Origin of the sequence: Glaciibacter kafniensis (assembly GCF_039538945.1) — a bacterium.
Taxonomy (GTDB): domain Bacteria; phylum Actinomycetota; class Actinomycetes; order Actinomycetales; family Microbacteriaceae; genus Cryobacterium; species Cryobacterium kafniensis.
This window is the reverse complement of the sequence record NZ_BAABCN010000002.1, coordinates 1221958-1244667: the sequence shown is the minus strand read 5'-3', so window position 1 is coordinate 1244667 and position 22710 is coordinate 1221958. Positions and strand designations below refer to the sequence as shown.

20 protein-coding genes are annotated in these 22710 nt (G+C 64.5%); 9 read left to right on the top strand and 11 right to left on the bottom strand.

Features of this window, described 5'->3' with window-relative positions:
• Positions 1-364: 364 nt before the first annotated feature.
• Together ABD791_RS06360 and ABD791_RS06355 are read right to left on the bottom strand one after the other, a co-directional pair.
• Positions 365-2020: an ABC1 kinase family protein gene (locus ABD791_RS06360; RefSeq protein ID WP_345063548.1), complete on the bottom strand. Its 1656-nt coding sequence runs from the start codon at positions 2018-2020 to the stop codon at positions 365-367.
• Between the two features lie 69 nt (positions 2021-2089).
• Positions 2090-2254: a hypothetical protein gene (locus ABD791_RS06355; protein WP_345063545.1), complete on the bottom strand. Its 165-nt coding sequence runs from the start codon at positions 2252-2254 to the stop codon at positions 2090-2092.
• A 319-nt stretch (positions 2255-2573) separates the two neighbouring features.
• Here ABD791_RS06355 and ABD791_RS06350 point away from each other — a divergent pair, with 319 nt between their 5' ends.
• The 5 genes from ABD791_RS06350 (at position 2574) to ABD791_RS21240 (ending at position 8354) form a co-directional block, all read left to right on the top strand.
• Entirely contained in the window at positions 2574-3200 is a 627-nt protein-coding gene (locus tag ABD791_RS06350) for a PadR family transcriptional regulator (RefSeq protein ID WP_425562237.1), read from the top strand.
• 64 nt (positions 3201-3264) lie between these two features.
• Positions 3265-4530, top strand: coding sequence for a D-arabinono-1,4-lactone oxidase (locus ABD791_RS06345; protein ID WP_345063539.1), 1266 nt, complete (start codon positions 3265-3267; stop codon positions 4528-4530).
• A gap of 97 nt (positions 4531-4627) precedes the next feature.
• Positions 4628-4933: a hypothetical protein gene (locus ABD791_RS06340; protein WP_345063535.1), complete on the top strand. Its 306-nt coding sequence runs from the start codon at positions 4628-4630 to the stop codon at positions 4931-4933.
• A gap of 290 nt (positions 4934-5223) precedes the next feature.
• Positions 5224-6561: a quaternary amine ABC transporter ATP-binding protein gene (locus ABD791_RS06335; RefSeq protein ID WP_345063533.1), complete on the top strand. Its 1338-nt coding sequence runs from the start codon at positions 5224-5226 to the stop codon at positions 6559-6561.
• Positions 6558-8354 carry an ABC transporter permease/substrate binding protein gene (locus tag ABD791_RS21240; protein ID WP_425562226.1) on the top strand — a complete coding sequence of 599 codons (1797 nt, stop codon included), beginning with the start codon at positions 6558-6560 and terminating at the stop codon, positions 8352-8354. The genes ABD791_RS06335 and ABD791_RS21240 overlap by 4 nt, the downstream gene beginning before the upstream one ends.
• A gap of 150 nt (positions 8355-8504) precedes the next feature.
• Here the strand turns inward: ABD791_RS21240 and ABD791_RS06320 are convergent, their stop codons facing one another.
• From ABD791_RS06320 to ABD791_RS06290, 7 genes are all read right to left on the bottom strand, one after another.
• Complete coding sequence (locus ABD791_RS06320; RefSeq protein ID WP_345063530.1) at positions 8505-8729, bottom strand: hypothetical protein; 225 nt, start codon at positions 8727-8729, stop codon at positions 8505-8507.
• Between the two features lie 62 nt (positions 8730-8791).
• On the bottom strand, positions 8792-9163 hold the full coding sequence (locus ABD791_RS06315) for a glyoxalase superfamily protein (protein WP_345064542.1): 372 nt from the start codon (positions 9161-9163) through the stop codon (positions 8792-8794).
• A gap of 197 nt (positions 9164-9360) precedes the next feature.
• Positions 9361-10368, bottom strand: coding sequence for an FKBP-type peptidyl-prolyl cis-trans isomerase (locus ABD791_RS06310; protein WP_345063528.1), 1008 nt, complete (start codon positions 10366-10368; stop codon positions 9361-9363).
• A gap of 145 nt (positions 10369-10513) precedes the next feature.
• Positions 10514-11107, bottom strand: a complete 594-nt coding sequence (locus ABD791_RS06305; protein ID WP_345063525.1) for an energy-coupling factor transporter transmembrane component T family protein — start codon at positions 11105-11107, stop codon at positions 10514-10516.
• Positions 11104-11784 (bottom strand): energy-coupling factor ABC transporter ATP-binding protein, encoded by a 681-nt coding sequence (locus ABD791_RS06300; RefSeq protein WP_345063523.1) that lies wholly within the window; start codon positions 11782-11784, stop codon positions 11104-11106. The genes ABD791_RS06305 and ABD791_RS06300 overlap by 4 nt, the downstream gene beginning before the upstream one ends.
• A gap of 3 nt (positions 11785-11787) precedes the next feature.
• On the bottom strand, positions 11788-12522 hold the full coding sequence (locus ABD791_RS06295) for a biotin transporter BioY (RefSeq protein ID WP_345063521.1): 735 nt from the start codon (positions 12520-12522) through the stop codon (positions 11788-11790).
• A 126-nt stretch (positions 12523-12648) separates the two neighbouring features.
• Entirely contained in the window at positions 12649-14436 is a 1788-nt protein-coding gene (locus ABD791_RS06290; RefSeq protein WP_345063519.1) for a glycoside hydrolase family 15 protein, read from the bottom strand.
• Positions 14437-14465: 29 nt separating this feature from the next.
• Here ABD791_RS06290 and ABD791_RS06285 point away from each other — a divergent pair, with 29 nt between their 5' ends.
• Positions 14466-15842 carry a glucose-6-phosphate dehydrogenase gene (locus ABD791_RS06285; protein ID WP_345063516.1) on the top strand — a complete coding sequence of 459 codons (1377 nt, stop codon included), beginning with the start codon at positions 14466-14468 and terminating at the stop codon, positions 15840-15842.
• Between the two features lie 159 nt (positions 15843-16001).
• Here the strand turns inward: ABD791_RS06285 and ABD791_RS06280 are convergent, their stop codons facing one another.
• Together ABD791_RS06280 and ABD791_RS06275 are read right to left on the bottom strand one after the other, a co-directional pair.
• Positions 16002-16394, bottom strand: coding sequence for a hypothetical protein (locus tag ABD791_RS06280; protein ID WP_345063514.1), 393 nt, complete (start codon positions 16392-16394; stop codon positions 16002-16004).
• Positions 16395-16509: 115 nt separating this feature from the next.
• Complete coding sequence (locus ABD791_RS06275) at positions 16510-16698, bottom strand: hypothetical protein (RefSeq protein WP_345063512.1); 189 nt, start codon at positions 16696-16698, stop codon at positions 16510-16512.
• 131 nt (positions 16699-16829) lie between these two features.
• On the opposite strand from ABD791_RS06275, the gene ABD791_RS06270 reads away from it, so the two are divergent.
• From ABD791_RS06270 to ABD791_RS06260, 3 genes are all read left to right on the top strand, one after another.
• Positions 16830-19091, top strand: coding sequence for a bifunctional alpha,alpha-trehalose-phosphate synthase (UDP-forming)/trehalose-phosphatase (locus ABD791_RS06270; protein WP_425562225.1), 2262 nt, complete (start codon positions 16830-16832; stop codon positions 19089-19091).
• Between the two features lie 63 nt (positions 19092-19154).
• Entirely contained in the window at positions 19155-20849 is a 1695-nt protein-coding gene (ilvD, locus tag ABD791_RS06265; RefSeq protein ID WP_345063508.1) for a dihydroxy-acid dehydratase, read from the top strand.
• 44 nt (positions 20850-20893) lie between these two features.
• Positions 20894-22708, top strand: a complete 1815-nt coding sequence (locus ABD791_RS06260; RefSeq protein WP_345063507.1) for an acetolactate synthase large subunit — start codon at positions 20894-20896, stop codon at positions 22706-22708.
• The last annotated feature ends 2 nt before the right edge of the window (positions 22709-22710 follow it).

Sequence of the window (22710 nt, the reverse complement as noted above, 5' to 3'; positions counted from 1 at the left end):
ACTCAGCAGCCCGGTTGCGTTCGCAGCCGCTCTGGGCTGATCGAGCCGACCGCCTACCGCCCGGAGGGCCCCGAGGATCGTCGCTAGATCGACAAGTTCCTGGATGAGTGCGCCGGCACTCGCGGGAACCTCGCGGCCCTGGGCTGGCACGGCGAGGATGTCGAGCCCGAATTGTCGACGCAGCTATGCCCTCACCATCCCGACGGGCTGCCACGCGGCGACCGCGAGTGAGTATCCACTGAACAGCCATTGCACGAGCCAGCCTGCTCCACCCAGCGCCAGAAGTATCCCGGTGACGCCCACAGCAATCGTGAGCGTGACGAGCCAATACCGCCGTGCAAGGCCTTGTGCGGGACATGAGTCGCTACGGCTTGCGTCGGTGGCGGCGCGCAGTGAGAGCGAGGTACGCGCCGAGCGTGCTGATCGCTCCGACTCCCGCACTCATCAGCGGTCCACCCCAGGCGCGCCATCGTGAATCGGATTTGGTGGTGAGCTGCCCGATGCCTCCGATGAGCGCGGATGCAATGATCGCGGCGACCAACCTGTTTCCAATTCTCTCGGTCCGCCCCACCAGAGGTTCAAGCTCCGCCGCATCGATATGGATCTCAATGCCGTTCGGGCCGATCGAATCGGCCAAGGTTCGAAGTTTCACGGGTAATTCGAGTCCAAGTGCGGCGAGCTGACGGCTGACCTGGACAGCTCTGGCCGCAATTGCCCGTGGTGATAGTTGCTCGGCAGCAAATCGTGTTGCATACGGTCGGATCGCTACGCCGAGATTGAACGTTGGGTCCAGCCGCACCCCAATGCCTTCGACCATGGACAGCATCCGCACGAGCATGACAAGCTGCGGGTCGAGCTGGAGTCTGTGACGCCGCAGGACCGCCAGCAGCTCAATGATCAGAGGACCGATCTCCAGATCGCCCAGTTGTTTTCCTTGGTACAGGGTCATGAAATGGGCAACGTCTCTCCGCAGTCGAGGGCGATCGATTCGTGCGCCCGTCGATGTGAGCGGGATGAGGGCAGAAGTGATCCGTTCCGAATCGTCCTGCGACAGAGCTGCTAAGAGGGCAACAAGATGTTCACGTAGTTCATCTCCGATCGCGCCAACCATGCCGAAATCGATCAGGCCGATCCGCCCATCCGCCTCGATGAACAGATTCCCCGGGTGGGGGTCTGCGTGGAAAAACCCGTCGACGAAGACCATCTGGGCGATGGCATCCACCGCCCGCGTGACGACCTGCGATCGGTCGATCTCGGCTCGGTCGATTCCCGGTAGGTCGTCGACCTTGACGCCAGTGATGCGCTCCAGCGTGAGCACTCTCGATGTGGTGGTCTTCCAGAAGATCTGGGGGATATGAATCTCGCTGCCGCGGAAGTTTTCAGCGAAACGCTCGGCGTTTCTCGCTTCTCTCAGGTAATCGAGCTCGGCACGGATGGTGGTGGCAAACTGGTCCACGAGACCGACGAGGTCGTACTCAGCGGCGATCTCCCATCGGTCCGTTGCCTGGGAGGCGAGGTTCTGCAGTATTTCCAAGTCCTCGTGAATCTGCGCTACTGCCCCGGGACGACGAACTTTTACCACAACCCTGGTTCCGTCTTTCAAGACCGCAGCATGCGCCTGGCCGATCGATGCGCTGGCTAATGGCTTCTCATCAAATTCAGCGAAGAGGTCTCCGACCGCGGCGCCGAGTTCCGTTCTGATCACCTGAAGCACGATCTTGCTGGGCACCGGTGGGGCACCAGACTGCAATTTGGATAGCTCGGCGACATATTCGGGCGGGAGAAGGTCGGACCGGGTCGACAAGAGCTGTCCCAGCTTGATGAACGTCGGTCCGAGTTCCTCGAGTGCGGCTCGCAAGTGCGCGGGATTGGTCAGGTGGGTCCCGGCGTCGCCGGGAGCAGCATCCACAGCAGCTCTCCACCTCTCGAGCCCCAGCTCGCCGATGAGGTAACCCAGCCCATGTTTTGCCAGGATTTGAGCGACCTGCCGATACCGATCCAAGTGGTTGAGCGATGCCAAGGACTTCCCCTCTCGTTGCACGGTTCAGTTCTGGCAACAGCCTATTCGGCTTGGATGCGACTGCGACCGTCACAGGCAATCATGAGCGTGCTTCACGGGGGTGGGTTGCACGTGGGGCGCGGGGGAGACGAGCGCCGGCGCGATGCCCAGTAGCGCCAGCACGAGGATCAGCTCCAGCGAGCCGAGGCCGAAATACAGACTTTGCAGCCACGAATACGTCTCGATGATCGCCATCTCTACGAAACTTTCTTGGACTCAGTGCAAGCTCGGTGACCCCCAATTCGCGGGGAGTGTGAACCACGACGAGGCGTCGAGAGGACGGCTCCTGTCGCGTTGGTTGATGCGTGTTGACGTGCCAGAACCACCCGCTACCTGAAGGCCGGTGAGGCTGCGGCGGCGCTGGACGTGTGCAGTGGGTCAGCACTTCACGGAGCGTTCTCCGCATCGGTTATGAATCCTTGACAGATCGAAACTTAACGATATATCTTTGAGGTATCGCAGAAGTTCTGCGGATATCTCAGTTCATCAATAGACACGAAAGGTGGATGCGATTATGAAGCGCATTTATCACACACATGGCACGGAGTTCGGCCCGGAGTTTCACCGCTCGAACCACGAATCGTTCGAGCGTGGCCAGCAAGGCCACGGTCGCGGGTTCGGCAGGGGAGCAGGATTCGGCCCGGGCGGACCGGGTTTCGCCGGCGCCGGCCGCGGCTTTGGTCCTGGCCCTCGAGGCTCCAGGCGGGCAGGCAAGGGTGACGTCCGATCGGTGATCCTGTCGTTGCTGGCCGAAGGGCCATCGAACGGCTATGGACTCATCAAGGCGATCGAGGAGAAGACCGGTGGAGCCTGGCGGCCAAGCCCTGGCTCGGTGTACCCGACGCTCCAACAGCTCGTCGACGAGGAGCTCATTTCTCCCACGGGCGACGGTCGTCGCACCGAGTACGAATTGACGGAGGCCGGCACGGCATACTTGGCCGAGCACGCCGACGACTTGAAAAAGGCATGGGAGGCAACCCCCGGTCAATCTGACGCGGATGCGGCCTTCCACGGGAGCGTCGAAAAGCTGTTCGGCGTCGTTCGGCAATTCCGATTCGATGCCACCGACGCCCAGCGCACGGCCGCGATCGAAAAACTCGACGAGGCCCGGCGCGCCCTCTACCTGATCCTCGCCGACTGAGCCTGCTCATGTTCGTCACTTCGGTGACTGTCTCAACGGGTATTCTCGTGGGCGTGAACGAGCGATGAGAACGATCCCAGACGCCGGCGTCGGCTCGACCTGGTCGGGGAGCTATTCCTATCAAGCGACCGCGCTCCATCGGCCGACATCGGTGGTCGAAGCGCAACGGATTGTTGCCGGCGCCCGCCGAATTCGGGCGCTCGGCACTCGGCACTCGTTCAACGACATCGCCGACAGCGACGAGCTGTTGACGATGGAAGGGATCACCCCTGAAATCGAGCTGGACACCCCCCGCCGGCAGGTGCGCGTGTCGGCTGGCGTCAGCTACGGCACCCTCGCGAGGCACCTCGATGCGCGGGGTTTCGCGTTGCACAACATGGGATCGCTTCCGCACATCTCGATCGGCGGAGCGACGGCAACGGGCACGCACGGGTCGGGCGACCGAAACGGCGCCCTATCGACGGCGGTGTCTGGCATCGAGCTGATCACCGGCAGCGGTGAGCTCATGGAGTTCGACCGCAGCTCCGCTGATTTCGGGGGACTGGTTCCCTCGCTCGGCGCTATGGGAGTGGTCTCGAGTCTGACTCTCGACGTTGAACCCTCGTATCAGATGCGGCAGGACGTGTTTCTGGGGCTCCCGTGGGAGACCGCGCTCACCCGATTCGATGAGGTCACCTCTGCCGCGTACAGCGTTAGTCTCTTCACGAGCTATCGCGGCGATGCGATCGAGCAGGTCTGGCTGAAGTCCCGACTCGATGCCGCCGGAGGCTCAGAGATACCGAGCATTTTCTTCGGCGCCCCCAGCACGTCCACCCCGCACTCACCGGTCGGCGGCTCGACCGAGAATACGACGGCACAGGGCGGCACGCCCGGTGGGTGGCTGGACAGGCTTCCGCATTTTCGCCTGGACTCCACGCCGTCGAACGGCGACGAAATTCAAAGCGAGTACCTCGTGCATCGAGCGGATGCCCCCGCCGCGATCGCCGCCATCCGGGAGTTGGCCGATGTGATCGCCGCACAACTGATCGTCTCCGAGATCCGCACCGTTGCGGCAGACTCGCTCTGGCTGAGCATGGCGTCTGAGCGTGCATCGGTGGCCATCCACTTCACCTGGAAGAACAACGTCGAGGCGGTGAATCGCCTGCTTCCCTGGATCGAGGCCGCGCTCGAACCGTTTGCACCCCGGCCGCATTGGGGCAAGCAGTTCGTGGTCAGCGGCGAGACGCTGCGGCAGCGCTATTCGCACGTCGACGGCTTCGCTCGGCTGCGATCGACCCTTGATCCAGGCGGAGTGTTCGACAACGCGTACCTGCGACGCGTCTTCGACTGACGACGCGGCGCGACCGTGCGTGCACGTGCACGTGCACGCGGACGCTGTCGATCGATCACTGGCCGGTGCCTGAACCAGACCGCCCTAGGCTGAGCAGGTGATTCCCTCTGCACCGTTGCCGCACAACCGGCTAGAGCTCGTGCTCGTCAAGCCTGCCATCGGCTGGTTCCCGAAACCCACCGTCGTGCTCAACGGGCGCGGTCAGCCCGCGCAGTGGGGGAGCGGAACCTGGCAGATCGCCTCAGGCGGATCGGCGACGATCCAGGTGTTTCTCTTCAACCGGCTGTGGAAGTACGGCGCGGCCGACTTCACGATCGGTGCTGAGCCGCCGAGTGTGCTCGTCTATTCGGCACCCTGGCTGCCTTTTCTTCGGGGAAAGCTGCGCGTTCGATCTCGCAGTTGAGGCGACACTTTTCGCGCACAGCCTGTAGCGGCACCCCCACGCACAGCTGCCGCAAAAGGGCGTCTGCTAGGCTGAATCTCGGTCTACTGACCCTCACCCAGGACGCGACCACGCTGAATCAATGAAGTTTCGGGCGTGTACGTAAGGTGAGGCCCTGACGGAAGCGATCCCATGATCGCTCCAGACGGCGCCGATTCAGGCGCTGCAGTCACGGCCTACCCGTCTGCAAGTTACGAGCGCATGCCGCCTCGGTTCTTAGCAGAATTGTGCGCGCGTGCGCCGGAGAATCCGTGACTGAAACCATTGCCGTTAAGGCAGAGCATTTGTACAAAGCGTTTGGCCGTCGGCCGAACGAGATCGTGAAGAAACTTGAAGCAGGCGCATCTCGCGCCGACCTGACAGCACTCGGCACCGCCGCTGTCATTGACGCTTCGTTCGAAGTGAAAACCGGCGAAATCTTCGTCGTGATGGGACTGTCGGGTTCGGGCAAATCAACGCTCATCCGAATGCTGAATGGCCTCCACGAGGCGACCAGCGGCACCGTCACCGTCGGTGGCGTGCCGATCACAGGGGTTCCCGCCACCCAGCTGCGCGACGTGCGCCGCACCAAGATCTCGATGGTCTTTCAGCACTTCGCCCTGCTGCCGCACCGCACGGTGATCGACAACGTGGCGTACGGGCTTGAAGTGCAGGGTGTGCCGCGTGCCGAACGGTTGGAGCGCGCCCGCATCATCATCCGTCTCGTCGGCCTCGACGGCTGGGCAGACAGCCTGCCGTCGGAGCTCTCGGGCGGGATGCAGCAGCGCGTGGGTCTCGGACGGGCCTTGGCTGCCGACACTGACGTGTTGTTGATGGACGAGGCGTTCTCAGCGCTTGACCCACTCATCCGCCGCGAAATGCAGGAGCAGCTCCGTGAGCTGCAGGCTGAACTGGGCAAGACGATCATCTTCATCACCCACGACCTCAATGAGGCCATGTTCCTCGGTGACCGCATTGCCGTGATGCGCGACGGTCGCATCGTGCAGATCGGTACTCCAGACGAGATTCTCACCGACCCGGCGAATGACTATGTCGCCCAGTTCGTGCAGGATGTCGACCGGGCTCGCGTTCTCACCGCATCCGGTGTGATGGAGCCGGCGAAGTCCGTCGTCTCGGCGTCCGCCGGCCCGCGTGCCGCGCTGCGCACCATGCGCGACCTGCAGACCTCTGCCGCGTTCGTGCTCAGCACCGGCCGCAAGCTCATCGGCGTCGTCCACGATAAGGACGTCATGCGCCAGGTCAAGGCCGGCGAGACCGACCTGGGCCGCATCGTGCGCAACGACGTGGCGACCATCGAACCCGACGCCCACCTCAGCGACCTGTTCGAACTCTCCGTTGAGAGCCCGCTCCCGGTTGCCGTTGTCGACGACAAGCAGCGCTTGCTCGGTGTCATTCCCCGCGTCACGCTGCTTGCCGCGCTGGGAAACGTGCCGGCGAATACGAGTGAGCTCGAGATCGTCGAGCCGCCCGCCACCTATTCGATCGACGTGATCACCGAAACGCTACGCGAGACGGCGCCTGCCGCTGCTGCCGCGGAGGAAGCCGCATCCACCCCGGTGTTGGCCGCAACTGAAGGAGGTTCGCGATGACCGACATCCGTCTTCCCATCGGCACCTGGGCTGAGGCCTTTGTGCAATTCATCACCGACGTCTTCCAGCCGGTGTTCAACGTGATCAGCGCCATCTTCGGCGGTTTCTACGAGGGCGTCGACTTGCTCCTGCAGACCCCGCCGTTCTGGGTGCTCGTCGTGTTGATCGCCGCACTGGGAGTCTGGGCGAGAGGCTGGATCTTCGGAGTCGGCACCGCCGTTGGACTTCTCCTGATCGCCGGTGTCAACCAGTGGGCTAACGCCATGGACACGCTGGCTCTGGTGCTCGTCGCCGCGATCATCGCGATCATCATCAGCGTGCCGCTGGGCATCTTGGCTGCACGATCGAACACGGCGTCGAAAATTCTGAAGCCCGTGCTGGACTTCATGCAGACCATGCCGGCGTTCGTGTACCTGATTCCTGCGCTGATCTTGTTCCGCGTCGGTGTCGTTCCCGGCATCGTCGCGACGATCATCTTCTCGCTGGCTCCCGGCGTTCGAATGACCGAACTCGGCATCCGCGGCGTTGACAAGGAAGTTGTCGAGGCCGGTCACGCCTTCGGCGCCTCGCCCCGTCGCATCCTGCGCCAGATTCAGCTTCCCCTTGCGGCTCCGACCATCATGGCCGGCGTCAACCAGGTGATCATGCTGTCGCTTTCGATGGTTGTCATTGCAGGCATGGTCGGCGCCGGTGGTTTGGGTGGCCAGATCGTGCAGGCCCTCAGCCGCATCGACGTGGGCCTCGGCTTCGAAGCCGGTCTCTCTGTCGTGATCCTCGCCATTCTGCTTGACCGCCTCACCGCGTCGCTGGGAGCTCCCAGCCCGAAGCGCCTCTTCGCTCGGTCCGCGGCGAAGGCGAAGGCAAAATCCGGCGTGCCCGCCAGTCCGCTGCGCAAGGGACTCATCGCGACCGGCGCTGCAGTGGTCATTGCCGCACTGGCCGTCACCGGAGTGACCGCTGCGAACTCGAGTTCCAGCTCAGCCGGCCCAGAGAACGGTGACAAGAAAGACCTCACGATCGCCGTCTTCAACGGCTGGCCGGAGGGCGAGGCTGCCTCCTATCTCTGGAAGAACATCCTGGAAGACGAGGGCTACAACGTCGACCTCGAATATGCGGATGCCGGCACGGCGTACATCGGGCTCAGCGCCGGAGACTACGACCTCGTGCTCGACTCCTGGCTGCCGACCACGCACAAGGCGTACATGGAGAAATACGGCGACAAACTTGTTGATCTGGGTTCGTGGAACGACGATGCCGCCAACTTCATCGCGGTGAACGCGGATGCCCCGATCGATTCGCTCGAGGAGCTCGCGGCCAATGCCGACCTGTTCGATAACCGCATTGTGGGCATCGAGCCGGGGGCCGGTCTCACCGACGCCACAGAGCAGAACGCGATTCCGCAGTACGGACTGGGCGGAATGGACTTCGTCACGTCGTCGACACCGGCCATGCTGTCTGAGCTGAAGGCCGCCATGGATTCCGGCGAGAACATCGCCGTCACGCTGTGGGCGCCGCACTGGGCCTACGACGAGTTCGACCTGAAGAACCTCGCAGATCCGAAGGGTGCGCTGGGCACGACCGAATCGATTCACTCGATCGGAAGCCTGTCATTCGAGAAGGACTTCCCGGTTCTCTCCAGCTGGATCAAGGACTTCACGCTTGATTCCGACAAGCTGTACGGCCTGGAGAACGTCATGTTCAACGGCGACGCAGCAGGAGCGGGCGACTACGATCCCATCGTGAAGAAGTGGATGGTCGAGAACAAGGACTACGTCGCAGAACTGACGGACTAAGGCTCGTCAGGTCCTGTCAGCGACAGGACGAAAGAACGGCGTTCGGGATTCGTATCCCGGACGCCGTTTTTGCGTGCCATGTCGATGAATCAGCGAGCAGTCGATGAATCAGCGAGCAGTGCTTCCCGGTGTGGCAGGGATGCTTCTGTCTTAGCGATGGCGCGTCTCGACCCAGCGGTACACGGCGCTCGACGTCGGGTTGCCGGCGCCGTCGAGCATCCAGAGGCCTTCGATCCGGCGTCCACGATTGTCGATCGGGTCGACGAGCAACGCCGGCAGGTCTCCGTGGCGGTCTGGCGTGATTTCTATCCGAGGCGCAAAGCTCGTGATGTGCGGCCCAGTGAGCGATGCGGCGATCGAGCGCGGTGGTGTCATGATGCGTGTTTCGTCCTCCGGTAGGGCCTTTACGAGGACTATCGTCTGCTTCCGCGTTTCGGTTAGGTGCGCACCGGTATCTCTTGCAATGCCCAGGTGTTGCCGTCGGGGTCGGCGAACCGCACGAAGCTTCCCCAATCCTTCACTTCGACCTCGCTGGCGTCGACACCGTTGTCAACCAGGTGCGCACGCGCTTCTTCCGCGTTCGGCACAACGATCTGAATCCCGAGCTGACTGCCGGGCTTCATCTCGGTGATACCAGTGCCCAGCACGATTGAGCAGGCCGAACCGGGCGGGGTCAGCTGCACGAACCGCAGGTTCTCGTCTACCTGCACGTCGTAGTCGTCGTGAAAGCCGACCTGGTCGACATAGAACGCCTTGGCCCGATCGACATCCGTGACGGGAACGGCGACGAGTTCGATTTTCCAATCCATGATTTCTTCTCCGACCACAGCAGCGACGGAGACGGCTGGTGCCGTATCCGCCTGCATGCTACTCAGACTCATGAGCGGCCAGAAGGGGAGAGCTCTCTCGACCTCGCGCAACGGGGAGGCGCGCAAAAGGGGCGACCCGATGCTTCGAACGATGATTCGTTCGAGCGTCGGGACGCCCCTGGCTCGGTGCCGGTCGACTACTTCGCGGCGGGAGTCGTTCCCAGAATGTCGACGACGAAAACGAGCGTGTCGGTTCCGCTGATTCCGGCGCCGGACGCGCCGCCTGCGCCGTAGCCCTCTGCCGGTGGGATGACCGCGATGACCTGGGAACCGACGGCCTGACCGACGAGTGCCTTGCCGAAGCCGGCAATGACGTCGGTGGTCGCGAACGAGGCGGGGGTGCCGCTCTTCCACGACGAGTCGAAGGTCTTGCCGGTCGCCCAGATCACGCCGGTGTAGTGCACATTGACGGTGTCGCCTTCTGCCACGACGGCTCCGTCGCCCTTCTTGAGGTCAGCGATCTTCAGCTCGGTGGGGGGATCGGTCTTCGGGATGGTGATCGTGGGTGCGCCGTCCTTGGCGAGCTTGACCGTCGGCAGGCCGGCTTCGGGCTTCTGCTCTGCACCGTTCGCCTTGTCAAGCACAACCGGGGCAGCAGTGACCTTGTTGACGTCGATCACGAAGATCAGCGAGTCTTTCGCCCCGACGCCGGAGTCAGTGGAGCCTGTGTCGCCGAACGCGTCGGCCGGCGGCATCACGGCGACGACGCGGTCGCCGCTGACGGCGCAGTTCACGGCCTTGACCAGACCGGGGATGTACTTCGTCGTGTCGACGCTGAGCGTGGTGCTCTTCGCATCCGTACCGTAGTCGGTGGTGTCGATGGTCTTGCCGGTCGTGCCGTTGTACGCCGTGTATGAGACGTCGAGCACCGAGTTGGTCTTCGCCTTCTCCTTGCCGGAGCCCTTAATGACGACGGAACGCTCTGTCGTATCCGGGGTGGCGAGCGGAGACGTGAAGGTGACCTTCGGGGCGGTGCCGAAGTCGCCACTGACATCGACGGAGTCCGAAATCTTGCCCGCCGGGGTGCATGCTGCAGCGGCGGAAGTCGAAGTTGAGTCAGCAGACGGGTTCGACACGCTGCTGCCGCAGCCGGTCAGCGCCAGAGCGGCGCCGGCAATGACGAGGAGGACAGGAAGTTTGCGCACAGAAAATCTCTCTTTAGAACGTGACGGATGCAGACGTATTGCTCAAGGATGCCGTGTGGTTCTATGCAGAAGCTGAATGCAGCCTGAGTGGACACCCTACGTGGTCACCGCGAGGCGCTCAGTGACACGGATGCCGGCGGCCGGGTCAGTCGTCGAAGCCGCGCGCGATCAGCGCCTCACCGAGCGCATCGGCGGCGTAGAGCGAACGCACCACGACGGGCACCGCGAGGGCGAGCAGCGAGCCACGGGTTCCCCTGGCCTTCCTGGCTTCGAGCACTTCGGCGACGATGTCGGCGAGGAGCGGGATGCAGCGGATCGTCAGCGCGACGAGCAGTCCGATCCGGTCGCCGTCGATCCAGCGGCGGAACGGGCGGAGCATCCGTTGAAATGTCTCAAGCACTGAAGACACGGGCGTAGTGAGGGTGAAGAGCGCGGCCAGCGCGACGGCGACGATCAGACGCACCGCCATCAGGCCGGCGATCAGCCAGCCGGCGAGCAGACCCTGGATGGGAACGACGATCACGAGCATCCAGAGGATGGGAGTGATCTGGCGTGCCGCCGCTGCGGCCGGCACCCGGGCGATGACGAAGAGCGCGGCGACCACGAGCGCGGCTCCGCCGAGCACGACTGGATCCTGAATCGTGCTCACGACGATCGCACCCACCGAGAGCAGCAGCAGCTTCAACCCGGTCGGCGCCCGGTGGATCAGCGAGGTGCCGGGGGAGTAGAGACCGATCATGCGAGCAACGCTCGGTAGGCGTCGAGTGCGACGGCGGGAGCGCCGTCGACGGCAACCCGACCCTCTTCGATCACAATGACCCTGTCGAAGTCGGCGAGCAGGTCGAGCTGATGAGTGACGACGATGAGCTGCTGCGGGAGTGACTGCAACAGTTCGCCGATCTGACGGGCATTGCGGGCATCGAGCAGTGTGGTCGGTTCGTCGGCTATCACCACATCGGGTTCTGCGACGAGCACGGCGGCCAAGGCCAGAAGCTGTTTCTGCCCGCCAGACAAACGATGTGCCGGGTGTGCGGCGTGTGCGGCGAGGCCGAACCGCTCGAGGGTGAGCGCCGTTCGTTCGGCAATCTGATCCTTGCTGAGGCCGCGCCGGCGGAGCGTGAACGCCACGTCCTCTTCAACGGTCGGCATCACAATCTGATTGTCGGGATTCGTGAAGACGAACCCGACGCGTCGACGCACCTCGCGGGCGTGCCGGGACACGTCGACGCCGTCGACGCTCACTCGCCCCCGTTGCGGCGTGATCAAACCGTTGATCAGGCGCACCAGGGTCGACTTGCCCGAACCGTTGGCTCCGACGATGCCGATCCGGTGTTCGGTCAGGGTGAGGCTGACGTCCTGCAGCACACGGCGTTCTCCGAACGCGTGGGAGATCGAGTCAAAGGCGATGGTGGCCATCGGCTAGCCGGCGGACGGCGCGGACGGCGCGGACGGTGCGGACGGTGCGTCGGCGTCAGTGTGTGCGTGCGCCCGGGCACCCGATCCGGCATCCGTTCCGGCATCCGTTTCGTCATTCGCTTGCACGGAAGCTCGGCGACCACGCACCGGGATGAGTCCTGGATAGGCCTTGTGCACCTGGCTGGCAACGAGCACCGTCACAACGACCTTGATCAGGTCGCCAGGAAGAAACTTGGTGCTGTCGACCAGTGCCACCCAGAGGGGTGCGCCGGTGTTGAGTGCCGTCACGGGAACACCGATCAGGTAGACGGCGACAATTCCGCCGAGCACGGTGGCGCCGATGGCGGGCCAGAACCGGTATCTCGGCAGCAGGAGCGAGGTGAGGTAGCCGATCACGGCGGCACCGAGGAGCCAGCCGTAGGGGTAGCCGGCGGACGGAGAGGTGGTGAACCAGACCAAGCCGCCACGGCCGCCCGAGAGCAGGGGGAGCCCGGCCGCTGTCAGCACGAGCAGCAGCAGCACCGCCAGAACGCCCTTGCGTGCGCCGAGTAGCGCGCCGGCCAGCATGACCCCGAGGGTCTGGAAGGTGAGCGGAACCGCAACGGAGCCGAGGCTGAGCGATCCCGGCAGGCCCAGCGCGGCGATGAGGGCGGCGAAGATCGCGATCTGAGCGAGATCCCGGGCGGTCAGCGTGCTCCGGCGGCGGGCGGGAGCAAACGATTCAGGCGATGAAGGCATGGTCATCAATCTAGAATTCGCCGCTCGCGCGGTGGCGACGAAGACCTACAAAGAATCCTGCGAATCTCTAGAACGGGCGCGGCGGATGCGGTGGCTGCGGCAGTCGCGGATGCAGCGGCTGCTGCCTCAGCGACACGGCGACTCTGTACCGCCCACGATCGCATCGGCGGCCCGCACCAGCGCCAGGTGCGACAACGCCTGCGGGGTATTGCCGGCCTGATGCCCGTTCGTCACGTCGTACTGCTCGGACAACAGGCCGACGTCATTGACGAAGCCGACAAGCCGATCCATCAGCTCCGTCGCATCCGTCTGGCGACCTGAAGCGGCATACTGCTCGACCAGCCAGAATGAGCACGCCAGAAACGGATTCTCGCCGGGGGTGAGCCCATCCACCGTTGACTGGTCGCGGTAGCGCAACACCAGCCCGTCGCGGAGCAGGTCGGACTCGATCGCAGCGACAGTGCCGAGCATGCGCGGATCGTCGGCAGCGCAGAAACCGACCTGAGGGAGAACCAGCAACGACGCGTCGACCTGCTCACTGCCGAAGAACTGCGTATAGCTGTTGCGGGCCCGGCTGAAGCCGCGTTCTTCGATGTCACGTTTGAGTTGATCCCGCAGTGCAGTCCATCGCACCAATGGGCCTTCCATTCCGTGTTCGGTGATTGCCCGCACCGCGCGATCGAAGGCCGCCCACACCATCACCCGCGAGTGGGTGAACTCGCGAGCCGGCCCCCGCATCTCCCAGATGCCCTGGTCTGCCCGATGCCAGTTCAGCTCGAGGAACGTCATCAAGGCACGCTGCAGCGGCCACGAGAAGGCGGACTCCGTGACCCCGGCTGTGCGGGCGGCGTGAAGGGCCACCATCACCTCGCCGATCACATCCAATTGAAATTGATTGACTGCGGCATTGCCCACCCGCACCGGGGCCGAATCACGATAGCCGGGCAGGCTCGACAGCTCGTGTTCCGGCAGATAGCGCTCGCCGGCCAAGCCGTACATGATCTGCACATCATTCGGGTCGCCGGCCACGGCGCGCAACAACCAGCCGCGCCAGCCTGACGCCTCGGAGTCATAGCCATGCGAGAGCAGCACCTCCAGGGTCAGCGACGCATCCCTCAGCCAGACATAGCGGTAGTCCCAATTGCGGGTACCGCCGAAACTCTCGGGCAACGACGTCGTTGCGGCAGCGACGATGCCCCCGGTCTTCTCGTGCGTGAGGGCGCGCAGCACGAGCATCGACCGCACGACCTCGGCGTGATAGGGCCCCTCGTGCCGGCACGAGAGTGCCCAGCCTTCCCACCAGTCTGCGGTGCGCGCGAATGCGCCCTCGATATCGATCGGGCCGGGGGTGTCCCGATGAGAGGGATACCAGGTCATCTGCAGGTCGACCGACTCGCCTTCGTCGACGCTGAACTCAGACACGTGCCGATGATCAGAAGCATGGAGCAGCGGACCGCGCACCACGATTGCATCGGGCCCGGCGATGGCAATCAGGCCGTGCGCCGTCTCACCGCGCAGTTGGCGCACCCACGGCACCGTTGAGGCATAGCCGAAACGGATGCGCAGATCTTGGTGCATCTCGACGGTGCCGCGGAGCCCGCGCACCAGGCGAACGAGATCGGCGCGACGATCCCCGTACGGCATGAAGTCGATGACCTCGACCTGCCCGGTCGCCGTTGTCCACACCGTCTTGAGCATGAACGAGTCACTGATGTAGGAACGGGTGCAGGTGGCATCGACATCAGTGGGGGTCAACAGCCAACGGCCATGCTCCTCATTGCCGAGAAGTGCCCCGAACAACGAGGCGGAGTCGAACCGCGGCAGGCAGAGCCAGTCGATGCTGCCCGTGCGACCGACCAACGCCGCGGAACGGCAATCGCTCACCAGGGCATAATCCTCAATGTTGAGTGCCATAAAGCCATCCTGACAGCTACGGTGGGTCAATGGTGCAGTCAATTTCGACGCTACTGATTCTGGGTGCGAGCGGGGATTTGTCCGCTCGACTCCTCCTTCCTGCCCTCGGTCAGCTTCTGACCAGGCATCCTGAGCGGCCGTTGCGGCTCATCGGCGCGGCGAGTGATGCGCTCTCGGCGGACGAGTGGCGAAACGTCGTGCGCACGTCTTTCGCCGAGGCCGAGGCATCCGGGGTCGCGGTCGACCACCTGATCGCCACAACGAGCTATCACCAGGCCGACGTGACTGACCCGGCGTCACTCGTCGCGTTGCTCGCGGAGTGCGAGGGAACCCCGGCGATCTACTTTGCCCTGCCGCCCGCCGTCACCACCCGGGTGTGTGCGGCGCTCGCCGAGGTCAAGTTACCGCCCGGAATCGAGCTGGCTCTCGAGAAGCCGTTCGGCGTCGACGAGGCAGCCGCGGTGGCCCTCAACGCGCAGTTGGCCGCCCTCGTTCCCGAAGCCCAGATCTATCGGGTCGACCACTTTCTCGGCCGGTCGACGGTGTTCAATCTGCTCGGCCTGCGGTTCGCCAACCGCATCTTCGAACCGCTCTGGAACAACGAGCACATCGCCAGAGTCGACATCGTCTATGACGAGCAGCTGGGCCTCGAGGGCCGGGCCGGCTACTACGACAAAGCCGGTGCGCTCGTCGACATGATCCAGAGCCATCTCCTGCAGGTGATGGCCGTGGTGGCCATGGAGCCGCCGTCAACGCTCGGCGCCGCCGACCTGCGTGATGCCAAGGGAATCGTGCTGCGCGCGACCCGGATTCGCGGGGGCAGCCCCAAACGGGCGAGCCGACGAGCCAGGTATGCGGCGGGAGTCGTCGATGGGCATCCGCTCCCGGCGTACGCCGACGAGAAGGGCGTCGTCGCCTCTCGTGCGACGGAGACGCTGGCCGAGATGACGGTCGAGATCAACACCTGGCGCTGGGCGGGAGTTCCGTTTACCCTGCGCTCGGGCAAAGCACTCGGCGAGCACCGCCGCGAGATTGTGGTCACCTTCAAGCCGGCGTCGCACCTTCCGGTCGGCCTGCGGGGGAGGGACGACCCGACAGTGCTGCGCATTTTTCTGGCGCCAGACGAGATGTCGCTGGAGATCAATGTCAATGGCTCGAGCGACCCGCATGTGCTCGAGAGGGCTCGCCTCGATGTGACGTTCGGGCCGGGAGAGCTTCTCGCATACGGCGAGGTGCTCGAGGGAATTCTCGACGGTGACCCGGCGTTGTCGGTGCGCGGCGACACCGCGGAGGAATGCTGGCGCATCGTGGCCCCGGTCGTGACGGCCTGGCGCGAGAACAGCGTGCCCCTGGAGGAGTATCCGGCTGGAACGGCCGGCCCGGCGGAGTGGGCGCCGCTCGGCTGACGTGGCGCCGAGCGAAACGTCGTCGCGCGGGTCGGGTGCCGCTGCGCGCGTTGGGGCCGGCCCGCGCGTCGGCGCTGGACCCGCGCGGCGGCAATTCGGCCATCGGGGAGGCAGCGATTGCTGAGCAGCGGTCAGGCGGCAGCGGTCAGGCTGCGACGGTCAGGCTGCGACGGATGTGCGTGCGACCGAGACGAGTGCCGCGGATGCTTCAGACACGGATGCTGCATCCATGGATGCGACGTCGACGGGCGTACTCGGCGCATCCGCCCACACGGTGATCGGTGCAGGTGACCAGGGCAGCGAGGTCGGTTGCGCTGCGACTTCGCCCCGCAGTTCGGCCGTGTTCACGCGCAGGATTGTGGCAAGTGTCGCCGCGATCTCTTCGGCCTTGAGGCCGTGGAAGATGGCATCGGTGTCGGCCGACGACCGCGGAACCAGGGTCCATTCGCCGTCGGCGCCGAGAATCTGGGCGATCCGCCCGTGCAGCAGTTCGTAGACGCGTTCATCGCTCAACTCGGGGAGCGGCGTCTGGATGACGGGTGTGTGAATCACGGGTGCGACGCGACGTCGACGACCGAACATGATAAGCCCCTTCCCAAGAACCAGGCACACTCAGTTTCGCCGGTCGAGGGCCAAACTGGGGCTTGACACGCCGAGGAGTGATGACTTAGCGCTCGATCTGGCGCTCATCGGCGTCTTTGATGACCGTTCCGATGGCGATGGCAGCGCCGAGCCCCCAGCTGATCCAAATGAGGATCAAACGCCAATCGCGCGGCCCGTGTCGCGTGGCCTGCACCGCGCTCCAGCCGCTGCTGAGCACGCCGATCATGGCTCCGCTGAAAAGAAATCGTCTCATTGTGGCCTCCGAGAGACAGGCTACCCGTCGTGGCCGACGTCGTGGTCGCCGACTTTTGCGCACATTTAAGGATTGCGCCGAGGACTGGCTGGTAACCTCGAATCAATCAATGGTGTGTTCCCTGTATGTGTATGCACCGGAACGGATGCGTTATCTCACATTCTGCCAATACCCCGGTTTCCCGCGGCCGAGCTGACACCTACTCCCTCGTCGTCGTGTCGAACCGCCTCCCGGTCGACCATGAGGTCGCACCGGACGGAACCGAGTCTTGGCGCACCTCGCCCGGCGGGCTGGTCACGGCGCTCGAGCCGTTGATGCGCGAATCCGAAGGCGCCTGGGTGGGCTGGCCCGGGGTGGCGGACCGTGATTTCGAACCGTTCTCCAACGACGGAATCTCGATTGTTCCTGTGCGGCTCAGCACGCAGGATGTGGAGTTCTACTACGAGGGTTTCTCTAACGACACCCTCTGGCCGCTCTACCATGACGTCATCTCCCCGCCGAGTTTTCACCGCGAATGGTGGGACTCCTATGTCACGGTGAACAAGCGTTTCGCCGCGGCCGCCGCAGCGGTGGCCGCTCCCGGCGCAACCGTGTGGGTTCAGGACTATCAACTGCAGCTCGTGCCGCGGATGCTGCGCGACGCACGTCCCGACCTCGTGATCGGGTTCTTCAACCACATTCCGTTCCCGCCCTACGGCATCTACTCCCAGCTGCCCTGGCGCAAACAGATTCTCGACGGCCTGCTCGGCGCCGACCTGATCGGCTTTCAGCGGGTGGCGGATGCCGGTAACTTCTCCCGAGCCGTGCGTCGCCTGTTCGGATACCCCACCCGTGGCACCGCCATCGACGTTCCCGACACCGCCCAGCACTCCCGCCGGGTCATCGCCCGCCACTTTCCGATCTCCATCGACTCCGCCAGCTTCGAGGAACTGGCCAAGCGGCCGGACATCCAGGAGCGGTCCCGTCAGATCCGTGAAGAACTCGGCAACCCGAAGACGATCATGCTCGGCGTCGACCGGCTTGACTACACCAAGGGCATCGGCCACCGAATCAAGGCCTACGGCGAGCTTCTGGCCGAGGGAAGCCTCTCGGCCGAGGACGTGACGCTGGTGCAGGTGGCGAGTCCCTCCCGCGAGCGGGTTGCCGCTTACATGGATCTGCGCGACGAGATCGAGCTGGCCGTCGGACGCCTGAACGGCGACCACTCCACCATCGGTCACCCCGCGATCAGCTATCACCACCACGGTTATCCCCGCGAGGAGATGGTCGCCCTCTACCTATCGGCCGACGTCATGCTCGTGACCGCGCTCCGCGACGGCATGAACCTTGTGGCCAAAGAGTATGTGGCCGTGCGGTTCGACAACGACGGCGTGCTGGTGCTCAGCGAGTTCGCCGGGGCATCCGATGAGTTGAAACAGGCAGTTCTGATCAACCCTCATGACATCGAAGACGTGAAGTCGGCAATTCTGCAGGCCGTGAACATGCCCAAGCGTGAACGCTCGCGACGGATGCGTGCACTGCGACGCAAGGTCTTCGACAACGATGTCGCGGCCTGGTCCGCGTCATTTCTGGAAACCCTGACCGGCGGCGCCAAGGTGGCCGCCGGTGTTCCCGAGAATCTCGTTGCTGGATTGCGGGACCTCGCCAGCGCACCGACCCTGCTCGTCGCGCTCGACTTCGACGGCACCCTGGCGCCCCTGGTCGACGAGCCGGAGAACGCTCGGGCCACCGAAGGGGTCGCCGAGGCGGTGCAACGGCTGCTGCACCTTGACGGCGTGCGGGTGGCCTTTGTGTCGGGGCGTGCCCTGGTCAGCCTGCAGCACGTGGCGGATCCGCCGGACGAGGTGCTACTGACCGGTTCACACGGCATCGAGGTGAAACTCGACACCCCGACCATCGAACTCAGCCTGGTGGCCGCCGAGCTCGAACAGCTCGAGACGCTGGCACGCGTGCTCGAACGCATCGCCGGATCCGTCGCCGGTGCCTGGGTGGAGCGCAAGCCGGCTGGCATGGTTCTGCACACTCGACTCACCGCTCTCGGTGAGGGAGATGCTGCTCAGCGCGAGGCGCGCTCCCAGCTCAGCGAGATCCTGCCGACCCTGACCGTGCGCGAGGGCAAGAACGTGCTCGAGTTCTCGGTTCGCTCGCGCACGAAGGGCGACGCGCTCGAACAGCTGCGGGCTCACACCGGTGCCGACCGGGTGATGTATGCCGGCGACGATGTCACCGATGAGGACGCGTTCGCGGTGCTGCGCAGCGACGACCTGGGGCTGAAGATCGGGCCGGGGGCCTCTCTGGCGGGCTATCGAGTGCAAGGGCCGGATGAAGTGGCCCAGGTTCTCGCGCTGCTGGCCGATTTTCGGGCGGCCGCGGTGGCTGCGCGCACGCTCTAAGCGTGTCGGGCGGTGCGATTCAGGTGCGACAGCGTGCCGCCCCCGAGGTTCTAGACTCTTTGCATGCCTGAGAACGATATGAAACCACGAAGCCGTGTAGTCACCGACGGAATCGAAGCCATGACCTCACGCGGAATGCTCCGCGCCGTGGGCATGGGAGACGCCGACTGGGACAAGCCTCAGATCGGTATTGCGAGCTCGTGGAACGAGATCACTCCCTGCAACCTGTCGCTCGACCGCCTCGCTCAGGCGTCGAAGGAAGGCGTGCACTCCGGCGGCGGATACCCGCTGCAGTTCGGCACGATTTCCGTTTCAGACGGCATCTCCATGGGCCACGAAGGCATGCACTTCTCGCTCGTCTCCCGGGAGGTCATCGCCGACTCCGTTGAGACCGTGATGATGGCAGAGCGCCTCGACGGCTCTGTGCTGCTCGCCGGCTGTGACAAGTCGCTGCCCGGCATGCTGATGGCTGCCGCTCGCCTCGACCTGGCCAGCGTGTTCCTCTACGCCGGATCAATCGCACCCGGCTGGGTGAAGCTGTCTGACGGCACCGAAAAAGACATCACCATCATCGACTCTTTCGAAGCCGTCGGCGCGGTCAAGGCCGGCCGCATGAGCGCCGAAGATGCCAAGCGCATCGAGTGTGCGTTTGCCCCGGGCGAAGGTGCCTGTGGTGGCATGTACACCGCAAACACCATGGCCAGCGTCGCAGAGGCCCTCGGCATGAGCATGCCCGGCTCGGCCTCGCCGGCCTCCGCCGACCGCCGCCGTGACTACTACGCGCACCGCTCAGGCGAAGCCGTGGTCAACATGCTGCGCCTCGGCATCACCACCCGCGACATCCTGACCAAGAAGGCGTTCGAGAACGCCATCGCCGTGGCCATGGCCTTCGGCGGTTCGACCAACGTCGTGCTGCACCTGCTCGCGATCGCTAACGAGGCCGAGGTCGAGCTGACCCTCGACGACTTCAACCGCATCGGCGACAAGGTGCCGCATATCGGCGACCTCAAGCCGTTCGGCAAGTACGTGATGAACGACGTCGACCGTCACGGTGGAGTTCCGGCCGTCATGCAGGCGCTGCTCGAGGCCGGCCTGATCCACGGTGACGCCCTGACCGTCACCGGCAAGACCGTGGCAGAGAACCTCGCGGAGATCAACCCGCCGGCTCTCGACGGTGAAGTCATCCGCACCCTCGACAACCCGATCCACGCCACCGGTGGTCTCACGGTGCTCAAGGGCACCTTCGCTCCCGAGGGCGCCGTCGTGAAGACCGCCGGCTTCGACGCCTCGATCTTCGAGGGCCCCGCCCGCGTGTTCGAGCGCGAACGCGGTGCCATGGATGCCCTGACCGCTGGACTCATCAACAAGGGCGACGTGGTCGTCATCCGCTACGAGGGCCCCAAGGGCGGCCCCGGCATGCGGGAGATGCTCGCCATCACTGCGGCCATCAAGGGCGCAGGCCTCGGCAGCGATGTACTACTATTGACTGACGGTCGATTCTCAGGCGGCACAACCGGACTGTGCATCGGCCACATAGCACCCGAAGCGGTGGACGCAGGTCCAATCGCATTCGTGCGCGATGGTGATCTCATACGGGTCGATATCGCAGCTCGCACGCTCGACCTACTTGTCGATCCTTCCGAGCTGGCCACCCGCCGAGAAGGCTGGGCTCCACTTCCCCCGCGTTACACCCGCGGTGTTCTCGCCAAGTACGCAAAGCTTGTTCACTCAGCTGCCGAAGGCGCAATCACCGGGTAGTTTCGCACCCACCATCCGTCACCGAAGTTGGGACATCACCCCTCATGACCACGGAATCTTCGCCCGTGCCATCCCCATCCACCCCCAATCCGTCGGCCGCCGGCGCGTCGGAGCCAGAGATCATCTCAGGTTCCGACGCGATCCTGCGCAGCCTGTCGAAGCTCGGCGTCACCGACGTCTTCGGCATTCCCGGCGGCGCCGTCATCCCGTTCTACGACGCACTCATGGCTCAGGATGCGATCCGTCACATTCTGGTTCGCCACGAGCAGGGCGCCGGTCACGCTGCAGAAGGCTATGCCTCGGCCAGCAATCGTGTCGGCGTGGCCATCGCCACGTCGGGCCCCGGTGCCACCAACCTGGTCACCGCAATCGCGGATGCCTACATGGACTCGGTTCCGCTGCTCGCGATCACCGGCCAGGTGTTCTCGACCCTGATGGGTACCGACGCCTTCCAGGAAGCAGACATCGTCGGCATCACGATGCCGATCACGAAGCACTCCTTCTTGGTTCGTCGGGCAGAGGACATCCCGGCGGCGGTCGCGTCGGCGTACCACATCGCCTCGACGGGTCGACCTGGCCCCGTGCTCGTCGACATCACCAAGGACGCGCAGCAGAACATGGCGCCGTTCATCTGGCCGCCGAAGCTCGACCTGCCCGGCTACCGTCCGATCACCAAGGCACACGGCAAGCAGGTGCAGGCCGCGGCCCAGCTGCTCGTCGACGCCAAGAAGCCCGTGCTCTATGTCGGTGGCGGCGTCATCCGTGCCCGCGCATCGGCCGAGCTGCTCGAACTGGCCGAGGCGACGGGTGTTCCCGTTGTCACCACGCTGATGGCGCGGGGCGCGTTCCCCGACTCGCACACTCAGCACCTCGGCATGCCGGGAATGCACGGCACTGTTCCGGCGGTGCTCGCGCTGCAGGAGAGCGACCTGATCATCTCGCTGGGCGCCCGGTTCGACGACCGAGTCACCGGCAAGGCGTCAGAGTTCGCCCCCAACGCGACAATCGTTCACGTCGATGTCGACCCTGCGGAGATCTCGAAGATCCGCATGGCTGACGTGCCCATCGTTGGCGATGCCAAGGACGTCATCGCTGACCTCACCGTTGCGTTCGCGCAGGCGAAGGCGGAGGCAACTCCCGACTACGCCGACTGGTGGACCTACCTGAACAACCTCAGGGAGAAGTTTCCGCTCGGCTACTCGGAGCCGGCCGACGGCCTGCTCGCGCCGCAATACGTGATCAAGCGCATCGGCGAGCTGACCGGGCCGGAGGGCATCTATGCCGCCGGCGTCGGTCAGCACCAGATGTGGGCAGCGCAGTTCATCAAGTACGAGCGCCCGAACGCCTGGCTGAACTCCGGTGGGGCCGGAACCATGGGTTACTCGGTTCCTGCCGCCATGGGCGCGAAGGTTGCCGAGCCCGACCGTGTGGTCTGGTCGATCGACGGTGACGGATGCTTCCAGATGACGAACCAGGAACTCGCCACGTGCACGATCAACAACATCCCGATCAAGGTGGCGATCATCAACAACTCGTCACTCGGCATGGTGCGCCAGTGGCAGACCCTGTTCTACGACGGACGCCACTCGTTCACCGACCTGAACACCGGTCACGACACGGCGATGATTCCCGACTTTGTGAAGATGGCCGACGCGTACGGTGCCCTGGGCATCCGCGTCACCCGTGCCGACCAGGTCGACGACGCGATCAAGCTGGCGCTGGCGACGAACGACCGCCCGGTCGTCATCGACTTCGTTGTCAGCCGCGATGCGATGGTCTGGCCGATGGTGCCGCAGGGCGTCAGCAACAGCCAAGTCCAGTACGCCAAAGACCATGCACCCACCTGGGAAGAGGAGTAACC